This window comes from Trinickia dinghuensis, from assembly GCF_003367175.1.
Taxonomy (GTDB): Bacteria; Pseudomonadota; Gammaproteobacteria; order Burkholderiales; family Burkholderiaceae; genus Trinickia; species Trinickia dinghuensis.
Genome location: NZ_QRGA01000021.1, coordinates 50,668 through 70,228, shown reverse-complemented (window position 1 = coordinate 70,228; position 19,561 = coordinate 50,668). Strand labels below are relative to the sequence as shown.

Here is a 19,561-nt window from a genome sequence, read left to right as displayed (position 1 = left end):
CTCCGTCGCTATGAGGGTTGTTCCGCTTCGTCCGTACCGATAGGCAGTTGGTAGCCGGCGAGCCACGTGTGCCAGAATGAATCGAATGCCTCGTCGAACGACGCCGGTGCCGATGCGGTAAAGATCAGGGCACGTCGCGGAGCGATGACGAACGCTGCCTGACGTTGGTACACCGTGCGCGTACCGTTGCGGTACGTTGCTTCGATACATTCGCCGTCCAATGCGGCATCGTCTGCGCCCAGTTGCGCCCGCTGACGCACGCGCAGCTTATGGCTGTTCAAATGCGCTTTCAGTTGATCGAGCTGCCGGTCGATGTAGCTGGCAAGCGTTTCGTCTTCTCTCAGCCAATCGCGCGCGACACTGAGATTCGGTTGCGTTGCGGGTTCTTTGGGCACGAACAGATTCGTGGTTCGATCCTCGAACCCAGGAGGCAGTGCGATGCTGCCTTCGCTGAATTGAACACGCGTAGTTTCGTTGCTCATGCTATCCGAGTATGAGTGTGAGACGACAATCGGCCCTTTAGCCTTCGGGATTGATGTCGGTACGAGTGGCTTTGACGACGATATGGCCATCGTCGAGATGGATCACCGAAGAGCCCTTGTAGATTTCCACTGCGTCCGCGGTCATATGGATCTTGGTTCCGCCCTCTCCGCCGACCTTGATCCAGAGTTCCTTCGCTTCCACGATATGCACGCCGGCGGGGGTTTGCTGTGTCGTGTCGCCCTTTGTGACGACGTCAAGCAGATTGCCAGTTGACACGGTAGTCGCATGGTCGCCTTTGTCCACCGTGATGACGCGATTACCCGCAACGACCTTCGTCGTCTGCGCATTCTCGACCACCGTATTCATATCCTTCTGCGCGTGCATGAAGAACTCTTGCGAGCCGTTGACATCCGAGAAGCGCAATTCATTCGAGCCCGCCCCCTTATGCGTCTGGCTCTTGATGCCCATCGTCTGCCCAGCAGTTCCGTGATACGGATTGGCGGCTTCCCCGTTGAACACGCGGCCGATGACCAGCGGCATATCGGGGTCTCCTTGAACGTGGATCACGACCACTTCTTGGCCGATACGCGGAATCGCGGACCCTCCCCACCCCTTGCCGGCCCAGGGCTGCGACACGCGCACCCACATCGAATCAGTGCCGTCCATCTTTCCGCGCCGATCCCACGGGAAATGCAGCTTCACACAGCTGCCGTCCGTGTAGATCTCTTCACCCTTCGGGCCTACGACCATGGCCGTCTGCGTGCCCTGCATCGACGGCTTCGGTGCGCGTCGCTCCGGCCGGAAGGGAATGTCCACCGGCAGACAAGTGAACGTATTGCGATAGGGCAACCGAGCGGCTTGCTGCGTGTAGTCGTTCACGGCTTCATGCCGCACGTGCAGAATCGCGAACTCCTTGCCGTTGTAGGTCGAAGAGCCATGATTCTCTAGCGTGAATCGACCCGCCGTCGTCATTCCCGATGCGTATCCGATACCGGTAAAGCGCCGCGCCTGCGCTTCTTCCGCTTCCATCGCATAGCGCACATAGCGCTCGCCGTTGTCCAAGTCGTCATAGAGCGACTGATGCTCGTAGCGCTCCGTTCCCTGGATTTGCGAGTGCTTGAGATTACGCGCCGGGGCTTCGACGAGCATCAACTGAGAGGAAGGCCGCTCGAAGTTGAAGTCCCGATACGTGACCTTGCCGACACGAAAACTGAATGCCTCGTCCCATCGCTCGATGCCGTCACGCTCGCTCGCCGCGCTGTCCGCGTGGTACTCGATTTCTCCCAGCGTAGGCAGCGGCCGAAATATCGCGTTCGTGTCGCCGATCACGAGGACATGCTTGTCCTTTTCATAGCGGAAGGTCCAAATCAGCCCCTCCTGCTCCATGAGCCGCGCACAAAAGTTGTAGTACGACTCGCCGTACATCACGATGTACTTCAGCCTCGGCCGCTTGCTGCGCACCTCGAACTCGTAGTCGGTAAATCCCTGCTCATGGAAGATCGTCGTCAGGATGTCCTGCGGCGTCTGGTTCTGAAAGATCCGGCAGTCGGTCGAGCGCGTGAGAAACCAGAACCACGGCACGACCGACATTTCATAGCGTGTCACGTTGCCCGAGCTGCCGACGCGGCCGAACGACGCCACATAACCGTCAAAGTAGCGGCGATCGTCCGGATTGCGCGAAACCGCGACGATCCGCTCCAAGCTGTAATTGCGCGAACGCGGGTCCAGCAAGATCTTCACGCGCTGGCCGACGATCTGCTGAGGCTCGATATTGTTCTGGTGCGACAACAAATCGACGTGGATTTCCGGCAATTGGTTGACGTGCTCATCCACGATCATCGCGTTGATGAGCAGCACGTCGTGGCCGAGCGGCGAATCGATCGTGGCGTAACGGTAATCCTGATTGAATTTCGGCCGGTCGCCCGCGGCGCCGTTGATTGCGCTGGCTACCGACTCCGGTGTCTTGCCCATGAGCGACATACCGGTCTGCGCCAGCTGCACCGCGCTGGACGCTCCGTTCAGGAGGCCCGCGCCCGGCATCCCGGCAAGCGCGCCAAGCTGCCCTGCCATCCCAGCGGCCTGGCCGAGATTCGACAGCCCACTCGTTGACGGCGCACCACCGCCTCCGGCAATTCCGGTAGCTGTAAAACTCATGTTTAACCTCTTGTTCTGTCTCGCGGGACGGGCCGGATGCCGATCGGCCCGCTCACTGGCAATGCGCTCTCAACCGCCTTGCAGAGGCGCCAATATACCAAATCGCAATGAAAATTAGTCGTTCAAAAAACCTGTGCATTTCGCAAGCATTTAATCCAATCTTCCCCGCTTGCGAAAAGAATCTCCGCTGCTACGAACCATCCCGTCAGGCGTGAAATCGCCGCTTTCAGGCTTTTAGACCATCGGCAAACGCCCGTCTCGCGGAGCGCATTCGCAGAGCACCGCGCCGGTCCGGGCCGATACGGCAACCAGCTGAATCGAACTATTGATCTCCGCATACGATGCAAAAAAGCGGTCCATCACGCCGATGAAAGGACTGATGCCGTCCGATTCGAACCGCTGTTCGTCGAGCGCGAGCGTGATTTCAATGCCGCGTTCGAGGCTCCCGATGCCGGCAACGGTCGTCCACAGCATCACGCTGCGCCAGCGCAGGGACGCCATGCCTTCGATATGCGCGGCTCGCCGGCCCGCATGCGCGGCGAATTGCCGGAACAGTTCCTTGAGGACTTTCAGCCCAAGCGGGTCGAGGCGAAAGACGTGCGGCGTGAGCTGCGATAGGAGCTGCCACCAGTAACCGTCCTGTGCCTTGGGCCACCGGCTCTGTGTCGGCTCCTGCAATAGCACGATCGGGCATTTGATCTCCGCGTCGAGTGCTTCGAGATCACTGTCCGATGTGCCGATTGGCATGTCTGCCGGCAGATTTCGGTTCGTGCAGGTCACTTTGATCGCCAACTGCTTCGGATCCACCTGCACAGCGTCGCCCTCGAGCTTGCGCAGCACGAGCGCCGTTTCGCGGCCGGGGTCGTCGCGCGCCGCTCGCCCGTCGCGCACCAACTCCCACGCCGGTGCGCCGTAGTACTTGCGGTGTCCTAAGCCGTGAAGCGGCTCGATGACTTCGGAATCGGATGCCCCGCCGGTATTCAGCCGTACCTCGTCGATCGACCAAACTTCCGTATCGGCGACAGCCGTCACACCGCTTGGGACCACCTGATACCAAGGACCCGAATGGCCTGGTACTTCAATACGCTCGCCGGGCTCGACGTCTCGACGGAATAGGTTGACGACCGGCGTACAGAACAGCTTCAGATTGCGGATTGTGACAGCCGAAAGACGCTGCGCGATCTGCGAATCGTGATGTACGCCGGCGATGGCCAAGTGCAGCGTGGCAGTTGTGCCGCTCCGCGTGTCGCCTTGCAGGGCCTGCCTGAGCATCGCAAAGTCGACGTCGACGAACCGGAAGCGCTCGGGAAACGCGAAATACTCCAGCAGCAAGCGCAGCGGCAACTGCCGTTCCGGCCCGCGCCCGAATACGCTATCGGCACTGTCAAAACCAGCGGCCGCCACCGGCACGGCCTCGAGCGCCTTCCACTGGCCGCGGCTGTCTACATCGACGAATGCGGCGATGGCACGAAGCAGGAGCGAATCGATCAGCGCGGCGACAACTTGCGGCGCCCCGTCGAGATAGAGACGGACGAGATCGGGAATGGCGGCAAACCCGGCCTGCCCGACCGGTGCCTCGAACGTGACGGACAGCAGGCCGAGGGCGCGGTCCGGGAGCACCACGTTTCTCGGCGCCACGGCTACCGGCTCATAGCGCACCTGTGCGATGGAAAGCGGAGCCAGCTTGACGTCGTACGCGGACCGAAAACGGTATTTCCCGTGGTGCGAAGCGAACTCCGTCCCGCCCGCAATCGTCTGCGCCTCGCGTGACGGATCGGGCACGGACTGGATCTGCGCGATCGAGCATGCGGGAAACGGCCGCAGGATTTCCGGATGCAGGCGCTCGAGCATCGCCGTCGGCACTTCCGGATAGTCGTCGTCGATGCGCGCCGCCGCTCGCGCATTGCTCAGCGCGGCGGACTGCAATAGACGCTCGACGTGCGGGTCGTCGCAGTGCTCGCCGGAGATACCCAGTTTTGCGGCCGCGCCTGGATACCGCTCGGAAAACTCGCGCATCTCGCGCCGCAACAGCGCGAGCTCGCGCTCGTAGAAGGGCAGCAAGTCCTCGGGATCCGGGTAGTCGTCCATTACGCCATCACCGATTTGGAACCGGCGCGACAATCACGGTGTGCCATATATCGAGCTTCGCGAACGATTATCGCAGTTGAACGAAAAGCTGCCGATTCTAATCACATTCTGTAAATATTTCTCATGCACGCCTCGACAAAATCGATTTCAACTATTTTTAAGCGATCCCTTACCTCGTCCTGTCAATTATAGGTATAAGAATTGCTGCTTTGCATAGTGGAGTTGGAATGCCCACACCGCCATTTATTCGATGATTTCGGCCACCCCGGTGTATCGAGCAGGTCGCCCGGATGACGCATCCGCGTGCGGATGAAACCGCAAGAACCGGCTCGCCGCGAATGCGCGAGCGTCCCACCATAAGCCTCACCGAACTCATTTGGCGAGGCTTACTCGATGCAAGTCCAAACCCCCATCAAATCGCAGGCGGCGTCGTTGCCGCCGGCCTTTCACCGGCTGACGTGGTCGAATCTCGCGGCCCAGTCGGCCGAGCAAATCGGCCTTGCCGCAACGCCGATCGTCGCCGTGTTCGCGCTGGGCGCCGGTGCCGGCCAAACCGGTTGGCTGCAAACCGCTCAGACGATGCCGTTTCTCGTCCTGTCCATCGTGCTCGGCGTGTGGGCCGATCAGACATCGCGCAAGAACCTAATGGCTCGCGCCGAAGGGGTGCGCTGCGCAGCGTTGCTCGTCGTACTGGCCGCCCTGCTTGCCGGCAAACTATCGCTGCCGCTGCTGGCCGTCTGCGGTTTCGTCGGCGCGTGCGGCACGGTCGCTTACAACGTCGCCGCGCCGTCACTGATCACGTCGTTGGTCGAGCGCAGCGCATGGGCGACCGCCAACGGACGCGTGGAACTGGCACGCAGCGTCGCCTATTCGGCGGGCCCCGCACTGGGCGGTCTGCTCGTTGGAGTGGTCGGCGCCCCAGCCGCGTTCATCGCGGCCGCCGGCCTTTCGGCAACGGCGGTTTTGCTGCTCTCAAAGATAAGCGAGCCGGTTAGAACGCCGGCCCCAAGGCGCAAGTTCATGTCGGAATTGCGCGAGGGCGCAGCCTTCGTCTCCGGCAACGCACTCCTGCGGGCGATCGTTTTGACGGCCGTATTTTTCAACGTCGGCTTTTTCGTCGTTCAAGCCGTCTATGTCCCCTACGCCAGCCAGCATCTAGCGCTGTCTGCCGCAGGCGTCGGCGCGACGCTTGCCGCCTATGGCGCAGGCATGATCGCGGGCGCGCTGGCCGCACCGAAGATCTCGTCGCATTTGCGTTTCGGCCAGGTCATCGTCGTGGGACCGTTGTGCGGCCTCGCCGCGTCGCTGACCCTATGCGCGACCCTGCTCGTTCCTTCTCCTTGGATCGCCGCCGCAGCCTACTTCCAACTTGGCTTCGGCCCGATTCTCTGGGTGATCGGCTCGACCACGCTGCGTCAAGCCATCACCCCCGAGTCGATGCTCGGACGCGTATCGGCGCTGATCAGCACCGCGACCTATGGCGCGCGCCCGCTCGGCGCGTTGATCGGCGCAACGCTAGGAGGCACGGCGGGCGCGCAAGCTTGTCTCGTCGTGGCGGTGTTCGCGTTCGCCATCCAGGCGTTCGTTATCTTGCGTTCGTCCGCGGCCCGGCTCGTCAGCATTCCGAACGTAGCGCAGTAACCAGTACCCAGCAGCAAGCCCCTGCCGATTTTGCATTGTCACTGAAACGCGGGAGAATGCCTGCCACCGAGCCTTCGACAATCAGAAACCGCGAATCAATAAAGGGCCCCTGCCGAATGACAATCGCATTGCCTAGACGACGCAACGCATTGGGTTTCACCGCCAAGTGCATTGCCGCGATCGTGACGCTTTGCGCCCTCGTCCTGTTGGCGTGCGTCATCGCAACGGCGCTCAGCTTGCCGGCGCTGGACGGCACGAAATCCGTGAACGGCTTGCAGGCGAGCGTCGATATCGCACGCGACGCGCAGGGCGTCCCGACGATATCCGGCGCCACGCGCGAAGACGTCGCCTATGCAACAGGCTTCGTGCACGCGCAGGAACGCTTCTTCCAAATGGACCTGCTGCGGCGGTCCGCGACCGGCCAGCTCGCGGCGCTGCTCGGGCCTTCCCTGCTCCGCGTCGATCGCGCGCGCCGCATCTATGGATTCGATCGTCTCGCCGATCAGGCATTTGCAAAGCTCCCGGCAGCCGATAAGAAAATCCTCGAACGCTACGCCGCGGGCGTCAATGCGGGGCTCGCGGCGCTTCGAGTCCGTCCGTTCGAATACCTCGTGCTGCGTACGAGCCCCCGGCCCTGGCGCCCCCAAGACAGCTTGCTCGTCGTCTGGTCCATGTATTTCGAGCTACAGGAGGGCGAACTGCACCGTGACTTCTCGCGCGGATGGCTGCGCGAGCATACGAGCGCGGAAGCACTCAAGACGCTATTGCCCGAATGCAGCGAGTGGGACGCACCGCTCGACGCGCCGTCCGTCGACTGCGGCGGACAGACGGTTCAAGGCGCCGCGCCCGACTGGCTCGGCGTTGCTCCGTCGCAAACGGTGGCCGAGATCCCGTTCGGCACCGAAATCGGCAGCAACAATTGGGCGATATCGGGTAAGCGAACCGCTACCGGCAGCGCGATCGTCGCCAATGACATGCACCTGAACCTGCGGCTTCCGAATATCTGGTATCGCGCCGTGCTCGAGTACCCGTCGTCGCCGTCCGGTAAGCCGCGTCGCATCGTCGGCGTGACGCTGCCGGGCGCGCCCGTCGTCGTCGCGGGGAGCAACGGCTCCGTTGCGTGGGGATTCACGAACAGCTACGGCGACTACCTCGACCTCGTGGAGCTTCAGATCGACCCCGAACATCCCGATCGGTATCGAACGCCGACGGGCTGGGCGCCGCTCCGATTTCACGATGAGGTGTTGCGGGTCAACGGCGGCGCGGCCGCGACGATGCGGGTCGCCGAGTCGAACTTCGGGCCGGTCTGGAAGGTCGGCGACAAGCACTACGCCGTCAGATGGGTGGCCCAGGATGACGGCGCAGCGAACCTGGGCCTGCTTAGGATGGAAGCGGCCACCGACGTCAGCCAGGCATTGGCCGTCGGGCAGTCGGCCGGGATCCCGGCGCAGAACCTAGTAGCGGGCGATACCGCGGGCAATATCGGCTGGACGATCGCCGGCCCAATGCCGCAGCGGCATGCGGACTGGAACGACACGTTCCCCTACTCATCGACAACGGACGACAAAGGATGGCACTCGCTGCTGCCTCCGGGCGACCATCCGTCGATCGTCAATCCGGCGTCCGGTCAGCTATGGACGGCGAACGCACGACAACTGGCTGGCCCGGACTACGCCGCGATCGGCGACGGCGGCGCCGATTTAGGCGCTCGAGCGCGTCAGATCCGCGACGATCTCGCCGCACGGCACATGATGAATGAGGCAGGCGCATACGCACCGAGCCTCGACGATCGTGCGCTGTTCATGTCGACCTGGCGAGATCGCGCGTTGCGTGTTTTGGATGAGCGCGCGGTGGCGGGTCACCCTCGGCGCGCCGAGTTCAAGCGCTTGCTGCTGGAGCGATGGAATGGTTGCGCGTGCATCGATTCCGTGGCGTATCGATTGACCCGTGCTTATCTTTACAGCCTATACGGCGAACTGTTCGGCGAAGCAGACCGGGAAATGCGTTCTCTGGATCCGTACGCCGGTTTAGCGATCGCCACGCCGCGATGGCCCGTTGTGCTGGCGCGCCTCGTGGACCAGCAGCCCGCGAACTGGCTGCCGAAGGATCGAAAGAGCTGGAGCGAACTGGAGCTAGCCGCCGTCGACGATGCGATCTCCAAGCTGGCCGCGCATTCGGTCGCGCTGAAAGATGCCACGTGGGGACAAAGGAATACGGCCGCCATCGCCCATCCATTCGTTTCCGGTATGCCGTTTCTCGCGCGATGGCTGGCGGCACCGCGAGACCCGTTGCCGGGCGATGGGAACATGCCGCGCGTCGCCGCGCCCTCCTTCGGGCAATCGGAGCGGCTGGTCGTGTCTCCGGGACACGAGGATCACGCCATCTTCAACATGCCTGGCGGAGAGAGCGGACACCCGCTGAGTTCTTACTTTTTGGCCGGCCATGAGGCGTGGGTTCACGGACAACCAACGCCGCTGCTACCCGGTCCTCCCAAGCATCTGCTCCGCTTGAACGCCGCGCCGACGAAACACGCGCGGTGAACGCTCGAACGTCGCGCGTTCAGGCTCGTCATGACTTCACGCTCAACGGGTCCCAAACGCCGGCTTCGCGTCATCAGCGTCGCGTCCTAAGCCGCGCTTGCGAGCCGGCGCAAGTTCGGCCAACGCCGTGGACTGTTAAGATGGCCGCATGGCAGCCAAGGCGCCGTGCGACGCCACCTTCTTTCTTTGCAAGGAACCCGGTTCGTGACTCACCTGGTATTCATCTGCGGCCATGCCGGCACCGGCAAGACGACTATTGCGAAACGCCTCGTCGCCCCGCTCATGCGCGAGACCGGCGGCGCCTTTTGCCTGCTCGACAAGGACACGCTTTACGGGCGCTACAGCGCGGCGGCGATGGGTGCGCTGACCGGCGATCCGAACGACCGCGACAGCCCGCTCTACCTCCAGCATCTGCGCGACCCGGAATACCAAGGCCTGATCGATACGACCCGCGAGAACTTGGAGCTGGGCGTCGGTGTCATCGTCGTCGGTCCGCTGTCGCGCGAGGTGCGGGAGCGCAAACTGTTCGATCGCCACTGGCTCGGCGTGGGCCCGGACGTCTCGATCCGCATTGTCTGGGTCTATACGTCCGAGGAGACGGCGCACGCGCGCATCGTCGCGCGCCACAACCCCAACGACGCCTACAAGCTCTCTCATTGGGACGAATATCGGCAGCGCCGTTTCGTTCCGAGCGGCGCAGCGCGAGAGGGGCTCATCATGTTCGACAACACGGCACCGACGGCGGCCGAATTCGACGCGCTCGTGCGCAACGTGTTGAAACCGGTGGCGAATAGCTGAGCGCTGAGGGTTGAGCGCTAAGCGTGAAGCGCCAAACGGAATCGACCGCGACCTCATCGCTACGGCTTGGGCGCTATCCAAGAACCGCGAGGAGGTTCGCCACGCACGCTCGCGCATGCGTGGCTTCCCTCTTCTTAGAGCGGCGTTCTCGAGGCCCTGCTGTGCCGCTTCATCGGTACGGCGGCGCGCGATATCGCACCGCCTCTCTCAGGTCGCCACGCTCCGGCATCGCGCCGGGCGGGCATTCGTCTTCCCTATTCAAAACAGCCGCTGCTTTTAAGCCGCCGCCTTGATTAAGCCGTGACCATCGTGTCGAGGGTCGCGCCTTCGTACAGCTTGCCGAAGCGATTCGCGAGGAAATCGCGCAGCGAAACCTGCTCTTGCCGCACGAATCCGCTTTGCGGCAGCTTGCCTTCGCGGAACAAGTCGAGCACGGCGCACATCGCGCCGGCAGTCGTAATTTGAATCGCGCTCATCGGCACGCCGCAGACCGTCTTCGCGAAGATCTTGCGCGTGAAGACGTCTTGCACGAGCTGTCCGTCGCGCATGCCCGTCACGGTAACGAAGATCAGCACGACGTCTTGCGAAGTGGACGGCACGGCGCGGCGCATGATCGTCTTGAGCGTGTCGCGATCGCTGGCCAGGCGCAAATCCTCGAGCAGGAACTTGACCAGATCCCGATGGCCCGGATAACGCACCGACTTGTAATCGAGCGATTCGACGCGGTTCGCCAACGTTTCGCAGAGCGTGCCCAGGCCGCCCGACGTGTTGAACGCTTCGTACTCGGTGCCGTCGAGCGAGAAATGCTCGAGCCCTTCGAGCGGCTGAACCCACTGCGTGCGTGTCTCGCGAATCGCTTCGCAAGGTTGGCAGTACTCGTTGATGAGCCCGTCGACGCTCCAGGTCAGGTTGTACTTCAAAGCGTTCGTCGGGAATTCCGGCAGCGCGCCCACGCGCATCTTCACTTCGCGGATTTCCGAAAAGCGGTTCGCCAGTTCGTGCGCGGCGATGCCGATGAACCCAGGTGCCAAGCCGCACTGCGGCATGAAGGCGTGCGAGGCGCCGTCGGCGAGCGAACGGATCGCGTGCGTGGCACGCACGTCTTCTGTCAGATCGAAGTAATGGACGCCGGCCGCCTTGGCCGCCGCGGCGACGTTCACGGCGAGGTAGTACGGCAGCGCATTGACCAGCGCGTCGAAACCTTGAACCGCAGCCCGAATCGCATTCGAATCGGCCGAGTCGACTCGCTCGGTCGCAATCCCCTCGCGGGCCAGCTTCTCGAGTGCGTGGGTATCGCGATCGAACGCCACGACTTCGTAGTCGCCGGTCTCACGCAGCATATGGGCGATGGTGTGGCCGATCAGCCCTGCACCGACGATGGCTACTTTCATGCGCTTCTCCTTCGTTTCATGTTTCGAGTTTTTGTGATCGCTATGCGCGCCGTGCCGCGCAATAAAGCGCGCGTCGTCGCGTTCGAAACAGTGTAGAAAGAGGTGAAAACGGAAAATAGACGCAAAGTGCTGCGTTTCGACGTGAGTTTTCGACGAAATGTCGATCAAACGCTACGTTTCGTCGAAAAACGGTCTTTACTCAGCCTAGGAGCCGGCCGCATGGGCCTTTATCCCTGCAAAAACTCAACCGCCGGAAGCAGCGCGGTCGATCTTGCGGGCAAGGATAATGGAGGTGGTCGTGCGCTCGACGCCCTCGAGCTGGCCGATCTGGTCGAGCAGTTCGTTGAGCCGGTCGGGCGAGGCCGCGCGCAGCCAGGCCACGTAGTCGTACTCGCCGCTAACTGCGCACAGCAACTGCACCTCGGGCATCTTCTCGAGCCGCTTGAGCGCGCTCGGGCCGAATTTCGGCGCGAGGATGATGCCGACATAAGCATTGATGCTCGCATCGAGAACGTCTTGACCGAGCCGCACGCCATAGCCGGCGATAACCTGCATTCGCTCCAGCCGCTCGATGCGGGCCAATACCGTCGTGCGCGCGACATCCAGCCGGCGAGCCAAGTTCGCGACGCTCTCGCGCGCGTTCTCCTGCAAGAGCGTCAGGAGGTTGCGGTCGAGGTCGTCGAGCTGGTCGAGGCGCGGAGGTCTCATCGGTATGTTCGAATCGGTTGGCGTGGACGAAAGCTAAGGTCGCCGATTATCGCCCATGCCGGGCTTCATAGGCTTTCACGTGGGCGTAGGCTGCCTCGAGCATCGTCGGCCCCGAGCCGGCCGGCCGCTCGGCTTTGCGGCGGGCCAGCAGATCGCCGAGCACATGATCGCCCTCGGTGCGCAGCCCGTTCTCGATATCGCGCAGCATCGACGCCGTCAGCGACGAACCCTGCGCGAACAGCATCGCCCGCGAACGCTCGGCGAACTGCGCGCGCATGGCATGTCCGTTTGCCGCGGCGACGGCACCGCATTCGTCGAACAGCGCCCGCAGCGCCGCTTCGCCGCCCGGCGCGGCGAGAATGTTGCCGATGCTCGCCCGGAACAGACACGTGCCGCCGGCCAACGTCGCGAGAAATACCCATTTCTCCCACATCTGCTGGACGATGACATCTACCGCATCGACGTCGAAACCGCCCGTGCGCAACGCCGCCGCGATCGCGTCGACACGTGCGCTCTTCGCGCCGTCGAGTTCGCCGAACACGATTGCATGCATCTCAGTCATCTGGACAATCGCGCGCGAAGCATCGAGCGTCGCCGCGATCAGCGCTACGCCGCCCAGCACGCTCGCGTTGCCGAACCGCGCGCGCAGCACGTCGAGATGCCGCATCCCGTTGAGCATCGGCAGGATCGCCGTCGAAGGGCCGACGGCCGGCGCGAACGAATCCATCGCGCTTTCGAGATCGTAAGCCTTGCAGCTGAGCAGCACGAGATCGTACGGTCCGTCAATTTGCGACGTCAGCACCGTCTTGACGTCCGACAGCTTCGCATCGCCCTTCGGGCTCTTGATGACGAGGCCGTTCGCGGCCAACGCCTTGGCCCGTGCCTCGCGCACGAGAAACGTGACGTCCTGTCCGGCCAACGCCATCCGCCCGCCGAAATATCCGCCGACCGCGCCGGCACCCACGACCAGAATCCGCATCATGACTCCTAGGATTTGCTCACTTCGCTTAACCATTACGCATGCGAGGTTGCCACTGTAATACACTCGGCAAAACCGCGCGCAGGGCCGCGCGAGCACAACAGATCGGTTTCAGATGTAAGCGTATGTCTCACTATGGGAAGATGGCGCCATTGCCTGGTTAAACTAGCGCCGGGTCAATGAACATGCGCCAAGCATGCAGGGTCCAACGAGCCGGCGCCATTGCGTCGGTTTCGACTTCGTCCACACGACTGCAGGAGGTTCGATGAAACGAACAATCGTCATTCTCGCGTGCGCACTCGCCACGAGCGGCGCATTCGCGCAAGCGTCGGCGCCGGAAGCGGCTTCGAGCATGCCGGCCGCCAGCGCGCCGGCCGAAGCTCACGCGGCCAAGCGCGAAGCACGCGTCGAAGAGCGGATCGCGTATTTGCATTCGCAGTTGAAGATCACGGCGGCGCAAGAGCCGCAATGGAAGACGTTCGCCGAGGTGATGCGCACGAACGCCCAGAACATGGGCCGGCTCTTCCGCCAGCGCACGCAGGCCGAGCAAACGCAATCGGCGGTCGACAACATGCGGCAGTACGCCGAGATCGCCCAAGCGCACGCCGACGACATGAAGCAGCTCGTCGACGCGTTCGATCCGCTCTACAACAGCTTCTCGCCCGAGCAAAAGAAGGTGGCCGACACGACGTTCCGGCAGACGGGCGAGCATCACGAGCGCAAGGGCCGCGGCGGCAAGGCCGCCGCTCCCGCGAAGGACTGATCGCCCTCGCCGCTCGGCATATTGTCCTGCCGAGCTAAGCTGAAAGAAGCCGAGCTCAGCCGAGCTCAGCCGAGTCAGGCGGAGTTGGGTTCAGTTTGTCGAACGACCGTCAGCAGAACGAAAGGCGTGCGCGTCGCGCGGTTTCCCGCTACGCTCACGCCTTTCTGACGTTTGGCTTTCCCACATGATCGACATGATCGAATTGAAAGACATCGACCTGCGCGACGATCCCGCCGCGGGACGCTATGTGAAAGACGAAGTGGTCGTCGTCGAATTTGCGCAGGTAAGCGGCGAATTGATGAGCCTGGAAGGCGCGAATCGCTACGGGCTCGGCGATGCACTCATCACCGGCACGGGCGGCGCACGCTGGGTCGTCGAGCGCGCGCGGTTCGACGAAAAATACGTACCGGCCGAAAGCGCACTTGAACATGGCACAGCGGGCCGTTATCGGAATCGGCCCGCCGTCGTGCTCGCCAAGCGCATGGACGCACCGTTCTCCATGGCGCGCCGCGCGGCCGGGGACATTCTGACCGGCACCGCCGGCGATTGGGTGCTGCAGTACGCGCCCGGCGATTACGGCGTCGTGCGCGCCGATCGATTTGCGCAGGTTTATCGGGCAGCGGAGCCGGCCTGAGCGATCATGTCTTAGCTGCGGCGAAGCACTGAAGCACTGAAGCAATCCAGCATCGCAGCGTTGAAGTACCGGTGCTTCCAACCCAGCCTCCCCCTAACGTGCCCTACGCGAATTCGTCGCCGAGTTCGATCGTCACCTCACGCGGCACGGGTATCCCTTCCGCGTATTGCTCCTCCAAAGAACCGATTTCCGCCTCGACATAAGCGCGCAGCACCGCATAACCGCGTGCCCGCAAGCGCAGCGGCAGCGCGCGATAGCGCGCGAATGCGGGCGCCGCGAACTTGACGGTCAAAGTCATGCGGCGCGCGGTCGATCCGAATCGCATCGCCACCCACTGCACGTCGAAGTAAGGCGTGCCGTCGTCGCCCGCACGCTCCACGAACACCGTCTGTTCGGGAAACAGATCGCTGACCACTTGGGCAAGCGCTTCGATGTCGGCGCTCGGGCATTCGAATCGGTAAAGTTCCATCGTGAGGCTCAATGCGGTATCGTGCGGGGCCGCGTTTTGTTTTGTTTCGGAGCGCTTGGCTCGGCTTAGCTTCGTGCATGCGATCGGCGTTGGCCGCGCGCCAATCGGATCAGATCAGTTTTCGTTCTGCCGGACAGTCGAGCGGCGGATGACGAGTTCACCGGGCAGCATCGCTTCCCGGGCCGGCACCACCGCGCCTTCGATGCGCTCGTGCAAGAACTCCACGGCGCGATAGCCGATCTCGAACGTGGGCTGGCGAATCGCCGTCACGCCGATCAACTCCGCCCATTCGGAATCGTCGATCGACAACAGCGCCACGCGTTCCTGCCAGCGCGACCCGTAGCGGGCGTGCAAGTGCAATGCCAGCGACAGCGCCACGGGGCCGTTCGCCGCAAAGTATGCCACGCGCCGTCCACCAGCCTTCGATGCCGCTTCCAAGTGCCGGTCCACCGCCTCGTGCGCTTGGGCAACCGCTTCGTCGTCGCTCAAATCGAGGACCATCGTTTCGCCTCGCAGCGGCGCGGCACCGGGATCGCGCTCACGCTGCGCTTGTTCGAGCGTGCTTCTGAACGCGGCCTCGCGCAGACGCCGGGAACTGATGCGCTCGTACGGCTGAACGACGAAGCGAATATCCTCGAATCCCTCATCGAGCAGATGGCGCATGCCGAGCGCGACAGCGTTGCCGTTGTCGAGCCCGACCATATCGGCCAAGAGCCCATCGATCGTACGGTCGACGAGCACGGCCGGCGTGCCGCCCTCGCCCACGGGCCGCAGCGTCTCTTCCTTGACCCCGAGCGCGTTGACGATGACCCCTTCGACGCGATAGGTCGTCATCAACTGCAAGTAGCGCCGCTCCATCTCGACTTCGCCCGCCGCGTTGCAAACGAGCGGCATCAAGCCGAGCACATGGCACGCCTCCTCGGCACCGCGCAGTACGCCGACGGTATAGGGGTTCGTGATATCGGCAACGAGCAGCCCGACGAGCCGGTTGCGCCCGCGCTTCAAACCGCGAGCCATTTGATTGGGCCGGTAGTCGAGCCGCTTGATCGCCGCTTCGATGCGCGCGCGCAGATCCGACGACAAGACGTTCGTCTCGCCGTTCAGGTAGCGCGAAACGCTGGTCTTGCCGGTGCCGGCCTCGCGTGCGACGTCGCTGATCGTCGCGCGGCGCGTGACGCCCACGGGCCCGATGCTCATTGCTCGGCGGCGCGCGGCGCGCGCATGTCGAAAGAATCGAGAACCAAAGAAGACCTCCTCATCAAAGGTCTATGCCCGGCGGTCCAGCTGCGGGACGGTGCATAGACAAAAGCGCGCCGGAGCGCGCTTTGCAATTCGTACGGTGGCGGCATCATAGCGCACGGCCGCGAGCCGTACCACCCGTGCAACTACACAGCGCGGGCCTAGCGCCGCGCCGTATTCAACGTGCGAGCACTTCGGGATTCGCGACGTTGCGCGTCAGACGCCCGGCGAGCGCATCGACGAGGTTATCGGCGGCGCAGCGCGCCATCGCGTGGCGCGTCTCGTGGGTGGCCGAACCGATGTGCGGCAAGGCCACCACGTTGCGCATCGCGAGCAGCGGCGAATCGGCGGCAAGCGGTTCATGCTCGAACACGTCGAGGCCTGCACCCGCGATCGTGCCGTCGGCCAGCGCGGCGATCAGCGCGGCTTCGTCGACGATCGCGCCGCGCGAGGCGTTGATGAGGATCGCGCGGCGTTTCATCGCATGCAGTTCGCGCGCGCCGATCATCCGCTGCGTCTGCGGCGTGAGCGGCACCTGCAGACAGACGAAATCCGATTGCGCGAGCAGCTCGGCAAGTTCGACGCGCCGCGCACCGTAGGCGAGTTCGGCTTGCTCGTTCGGATGCCGGTTCGTGTAGAGCACGCGCATGCCGAAGCCGAGCGCGGCGCGGCGCGCGAGCGCCCCGCCGATGCGCCCGAGCCCGACGATGCCGATCGTCTTGCCGTTCACATCGACGCCGTATTGCTCGGGGCCGATGCTCCCCCGCCACTGCCCCGCCTTGACCCAATCGGCCAGTTCGACCACGCGCCGCGCCGTCGACAGCACCAGCGCGAACACGGTGTCCGCCGTGGATTCCGTGAGGACGTCGGGCGTGTGCGCGAGCACGATGCCGCGGCGGGTCAGATCGGGCACGTCGAAGTTGTCGAGGCCCACCGAAATCGTCGAGATCGCCTTGAGCCGAGGCGCGCGTTCGATCATGGTCGGCGTCACCTTGATGCTGGCGCCGATGGCGCCGTCGGCATCGACGAGCGCCGCGCCGAGCGCATCGGACAGCGCCTCGCGCGACTGGCCGGGCGCGGGCTCCAAGACGACGACTTGCGCATGCCGGCGCAGATCGTCGAGAACGTCGGGCGGCAGGCTTTTATAGACGACGATTTTCGGTGTCATTCGATTTCACTTTCCGTGGGCATGGGCGCGCGCGCCGAGCAGCGCATCGCCGGCCGGCTGCGCTTTGACGGCCAGCGTCAGCAGGACGGCCGCCACGAGCGCGGCGCTCATGAAGGCATAGGAAGCGGCGGGCGAGCCGGTCGTGCCGTTCAGATAGCCGACGACATAGGAGCCGACGAACGAGCCGAGCGCCCCCATGCTGTTGATGAGCGCCATCGCCCCGCCGGCGACGTTCTTGGGCAGCAGTTCGGGAACGATGGCGAAGAACGGCCCATACGGTGCGTACATCGCGGCGCCGGCCACGACGAGCAATGCGTAGGAGCCCCAAAAATGCGTCGAACCGAGCGCATACGAGCCGGCGAACGCCGCCGCGCCGACGAGCAGGAACGGCCAGACGAACGCTTTGCGCGCATCGAGCTTGTCCGAGGCCCACGAGGCCGCGAGCATCGCGATCGTCGCCATCAGATAGGGCAGCGCCGAGAGCCAGCCCGTCTCGACCATCCCGACCGACGAGCCGTTCTTGATGATCGACGGCAGCCACAGCACAAAGCCGTACACGCCGATGCTCCAGCAGAAGTACTGTGCGGACAGCTTGATGACCGCGGGCGAGCGGAACGCTTCGGCGTAATTGCGCACGGGTTTGATGGCCGCTTGTTCGGCCGCGAGCGTTTGAGCGAGCGCGCGCTTCTCTTCGCCCGTGAGCCACTCGACGTCGTTCGGTTTATCGCGCACCAAGAACCACCAGCAGACGGCCCAGACGATTGCGGGTGCCCCTTCCGCGACGAACATCTCACGCCAGCCGAACGCATGCACGAGATAGCCCGAAACGACCGACATCCACAGCACCGTGACGGGATTGCCGAGGATCAAGAAGGTGTTGGCGCGTGACCGCTCGGTCTTCGTGAACCAGTTGCTGATGAAGATCAGCATCGCCGGCATGACGGCAGCCTCGACCACACCGAGCAGGAACCGCAAGGCGATCAGCCAAGCGACATTGCTGACGATGCCCGTGAGCGCCGCGCAGCCGCCCCAGAGCACGAGGCTCACGAACACGAGCTTTCGCACGCTGCGCCGTTCCGCATAGATGGCGCCGGGGATCTGGAAGAAGAAGTAGCCGAGAAAAAACAGCGCGCCGATCAGCGAGGCGAGCGCCGGACTGATCCCGAGGTCCTTGTTGATGCCGGCTGCCGACGCGAATCCGAAGTTCGCTCGATCGAGATAGGCAAGGCTGTAGGTGATGAAGACGATCGGCATGATCGTCCACCACCGGCGCGGCGCAATCGATTTAAGCATGGGGTGTCTCCTCCCTGTGCTGCGTTTCAAGGGGAACGGCGCCATCGGGCACCGCGTCGTATCTTGCGTCTAGCGTCTGACGTGCAGACTAGCTTCTCGTTTCTCGCTTCTTTCGCGTCTCTCGCGCATGGCATGGCGTGCAGTGTAGGCAAATCCGGCGCCGCCTGCGTTCGGGTGCGCGACCGCCCGCTCAGGCGGGAGCGGTCATGCGTTCGAGCTTGTCGAGTTCCGCGCGCGTGGGCAATCCTTCCGAATCGCCGATGACCTGAATCGCCAAGGCGCCGATCCGGTTCCCGCGCGCAACGGCTGTCGGCAGGTCGCGTCCTTCGAGCAGCGCACTGACGACGCCGACCGCGAATCCATCGCCGGCGCCGACGGTATCGACGACACGGGTCACCGGCTGGGCGGCCACGTAGCCGGATTGGTCCGCCGTCCGGAAATAAGCACCCTGCGCGCCGAGTTTCACGACGACGCCGCGCACGCCCAAATCGAGATAAAACTTGGCGACGTCCTCGGGGGTTTCATAGCCCGTGAGCACGAGCCCTTCTCCAAGCCCCGGCAGCACCCAATCGGACAGCGCGGCGAGCGCATTGAGCGTCGCGGCCATCGTCTCGCGCGACGGCCACAGCGTCGGACGCAAGTTCGGGTCGAACGAGATCGTCTTGCCGGCGGCGCGCATCGACTCCGCGAGCCGGAACGCCAGATCCCGCGACGAGGCGGAAATCGCGGGCGCCACGCCCGTCAGATGCAGATGGCGGGCCGAGCCCACGTACTCGGGATCGTAATCGTCGACCGAAAGGTGGCTCGCGGCCGACCCTTTGCGGAAATACTCGACGCTCGGGTCGCGGCCGTCCGTCTCCTTCGACTTCAGCTGGAAGCCTGTCGGATAGCGCGTATCGACGCTGACATGGCTGGCATCGATACCCTCTTTCTCGAGCGTATCGAGCACATAGCGGCCGAACGCGTCGGTGCCCACCCGGCTCACGTAGCCCGTGCGAAAGCCTAGCCTCGACAGACCGATCGCGACGTTCAGATCGGCGCCGGCAATGCGTTTCGTGAAATGGCCGACCGACGCGAGCGGGCCCGCTTCGTCGGCGACGAAAAGCGCCATGGCCTCACCGTAGGTCAATACGTCGAGCGGGGAAGACATCGATGACTCCTTGTTCACGTTCTCTCTCAATTGAAACCCGAAACCGCGCGGCGCGCGCTTCCC

General features: G+C 63.6%; 16 protein-coding genes. 5 read left to right on the top strand and 11 right to left on the bottom strand.

The genetic code is table 11. The annotated features are described in order from the left end of the window. Positions 1–8: 8 nt before the first annotated feature. From DWV00_RS29910 to tssF, 3 genes are all read right to left on the bottom strand, one after another. The gene (locus DWV00_RS29910) at positions 9–482 is read right to left on the bottom strand and encodes a DUF1795 domain-containing protein (protein ID WP_115537227.1); all 474 of its coding nucleotides are present in this window, start codon (positions 480–482) and stop codon (positions 9–11) included. A 37-nt stretch (positions 483–519) separates the two neighbouring features. After that, positions 520–2,637, bottom strand: a complete 2,118-nt coding sequence (locus tag DWV00_RS29905) for a type VI secretion system Vgr family protein (RefSeq protein ID WP_115537226.1) — start codon at positions 2,635–2,637, stop codon at positions 520–522. Between the two features lie 234 nt (positions 2,638–2,871). Further along, positions 2,872–4,725, bottom strand: a complete 1,854-nt coding sequence (tssF, locus tag DWV00_RS29900; protein ID WP_115537225.1) for a type VI secretion system baseplate subunit TssF — start codon at positions 4,723–4,725, stop codon at positions 2,872–2,874. Positions 4,726–5,118: 393 nt separating this feature from the next. Between tssF and DWV00_RS29895 the strand changes: the two genes are divergently transcribed. From DWV00_RS29895 to DWV00_RS29885, 3 genes are all read left to right on the top strand, one after another. Next, complete coding sequence (locus tag DWV00_RS29895) at positions 5,119–6,366, top strand: MFS transporter (protein ID WP_115537224.1); 1,248 nt, start codon at positions 5,119–5,121, stop codon at positions 6,364–6,366. 116 nt (positions 6,367–6,482) lie between these two features. Continuing rightward, the gene (locus DWV00_RS29890; protein WP_115537223.1) at positions 6,483–8,906 is read left to right on the top strand and encodes a penicillin acylase family protein; all 2,424 of its coding nucleotides are present in this window, start codon (positions 6,483–6,485) and stop codon (positions 8,904–8,906) included. 204 nt (positions 8,907–9,110) lie between these two features. Next, a complete protein-coding gene (locus DWV00_RS29885; RefSeq protein ID WP_115537288.1) occupies positions 9,111–9,704 on the top strand; it encodes a P-loop nucleotide/nucleoside kinase family protein in 594 nt (197 codons plus the stop codon). 293 nt (positions 9,705–9,997) lie between these two features. Here the strand turns inward: DWV00_RS29885 and DWV00_RS29880 are convergent, their stop codons facing one another. The 3 genes from DWV00_RS29880 to panE form a co-directional block, all read right to left on the bottom strand. After that, a complete protein-coding gene (locus DWV00_RS29880) occupies positions 9,998–11,095 on the bottom strand; it encodes a saccharopine dehydrogenase family protein (RefSeq protein WP_115537287.1) in 1,098 nt (365 codons plus the stop codon). A 243-nt stretch (positions 11,096–11,338) separates the two neighbouring features. Continuing rightward, positions 11,339–11,803, bottom strand: coding sequence for an Lrp/AsnC family transcriptional regulator (locus tag DWV00_RS29875; protein WP_115537222.1), 465 nt, complete (start codon positions 11,801–11,803; stop codon positions 11,339–11,341). 46 nt (positions 11,804–11,849) lie between these two features. Further along, positions 11,850–12,782 (bottom strand): 2-dehydropantoate 2-reductase, encoded by a 933-nt coding sequence (panE, locus tag DWV00_RS29870; RefSeq protein ID WP_115537286.1) that lies wholly within the window; start codon positions 12,780–12,782, stop codon positions 11,850–11,852. 265 nt (positions 12,783–13,047) lie between these two features. Here panE and DWV00_RS29865 point away from each other — a divergent pair, with 265 nt between their 5' ends. Both DWV00_RS29865 and DWV00_RS29860 read left to right on the top strand, forming a co-directional pair. Continuing rightward, positions 13,048–13,545, top strand: a complete 498-nt coding sequence (locus DWV00_RS29865; RefSeq protein ID WP_115537221.1) for a Spy/CpxP family protein refolding chaperone — start codon at positions 13,048–13,050, stop codon at positions 13,543–13,545. 193 nt (positions 13,546–13,738) lie between these two features. Beyond that, positions 13,739–14,179, top strand: coding sequence for a PGDYG domain-containing protein (locus tag DWV00_RS29860; RefSeq protein ID WP_115537285.1), 441 nt, complete (start codon positions 13,739–13,741; stop codon positions 14,177–14,179). Between the two features lie 103 nt (positions 14,180–14,282). On the opposite strand, the gene DWV00_RS29855 is transcribed toward DWV00_RS29860, so the two are convergent. The 5 genes from DWV00_RS29855 to DWV00_RS29835 form a co-directional block, all read right to left on the bottom strand. Continuing rightward, the gene (locus DWV00_RS29855) at positions 14,283–14,648 is read right to left on the bottom strand and encodes a DUF3022 domain-containing protein (RefSeq protein ID WP_115537220.1); all 366 of its coding nucleotides are present in this window, start codon (positions 14,646–14,648) and stop codon (positions 14,283–14,285) included. A 114-nt stretch (positions 14,649–14,762) separates the two neighbouring features. Beyond that, complete coding sequence (locus DWV00_RS29850) at positions 14,763–15,845, bottom strand: LacI family DNA-binding transcriptional regulator (protein ID WP_115537219.1); 1,083 nt, start codon at positions 15,843–15,845, stop codon at positions 14,763–14,765. Between the two features lie 220 nt (positions 15,846–16,065). After that, complete coding sequence (locus DWV00_RS29845) at positions 16,066–17,055, bottom strand: 2-hydroxyacid dehydrogenase (protein ID WP_115537218.1); 990 nt, start codon at positions 17,053–17,055, stop codon at positions 16,066–16,068. A gap of 6 nt (positions 17,056–17,061) precedes the next feature. Continuing rightward, entirely contained in the window at positions 17,062–18,348 is a 1,287-nt protein-coding gene (locus tag DWV00_RS29840) for an MFS transporter (RefSeq protein ID WP_115537217.1), read from the bottom strand. A 190-nt stretch (positions 18,349–18,538) separates the two neighbouring features. Then, entirely contained in the window at positions 18,539–19,498 is a 960-nt protein-coding gene (locus DWV00_RS29835) for a sugar kinase (protein WP_115537216.1), read from the bottom strand. Between the last annotated feature and the right edge of the window lie 63 nt (positions 19,499–19,561).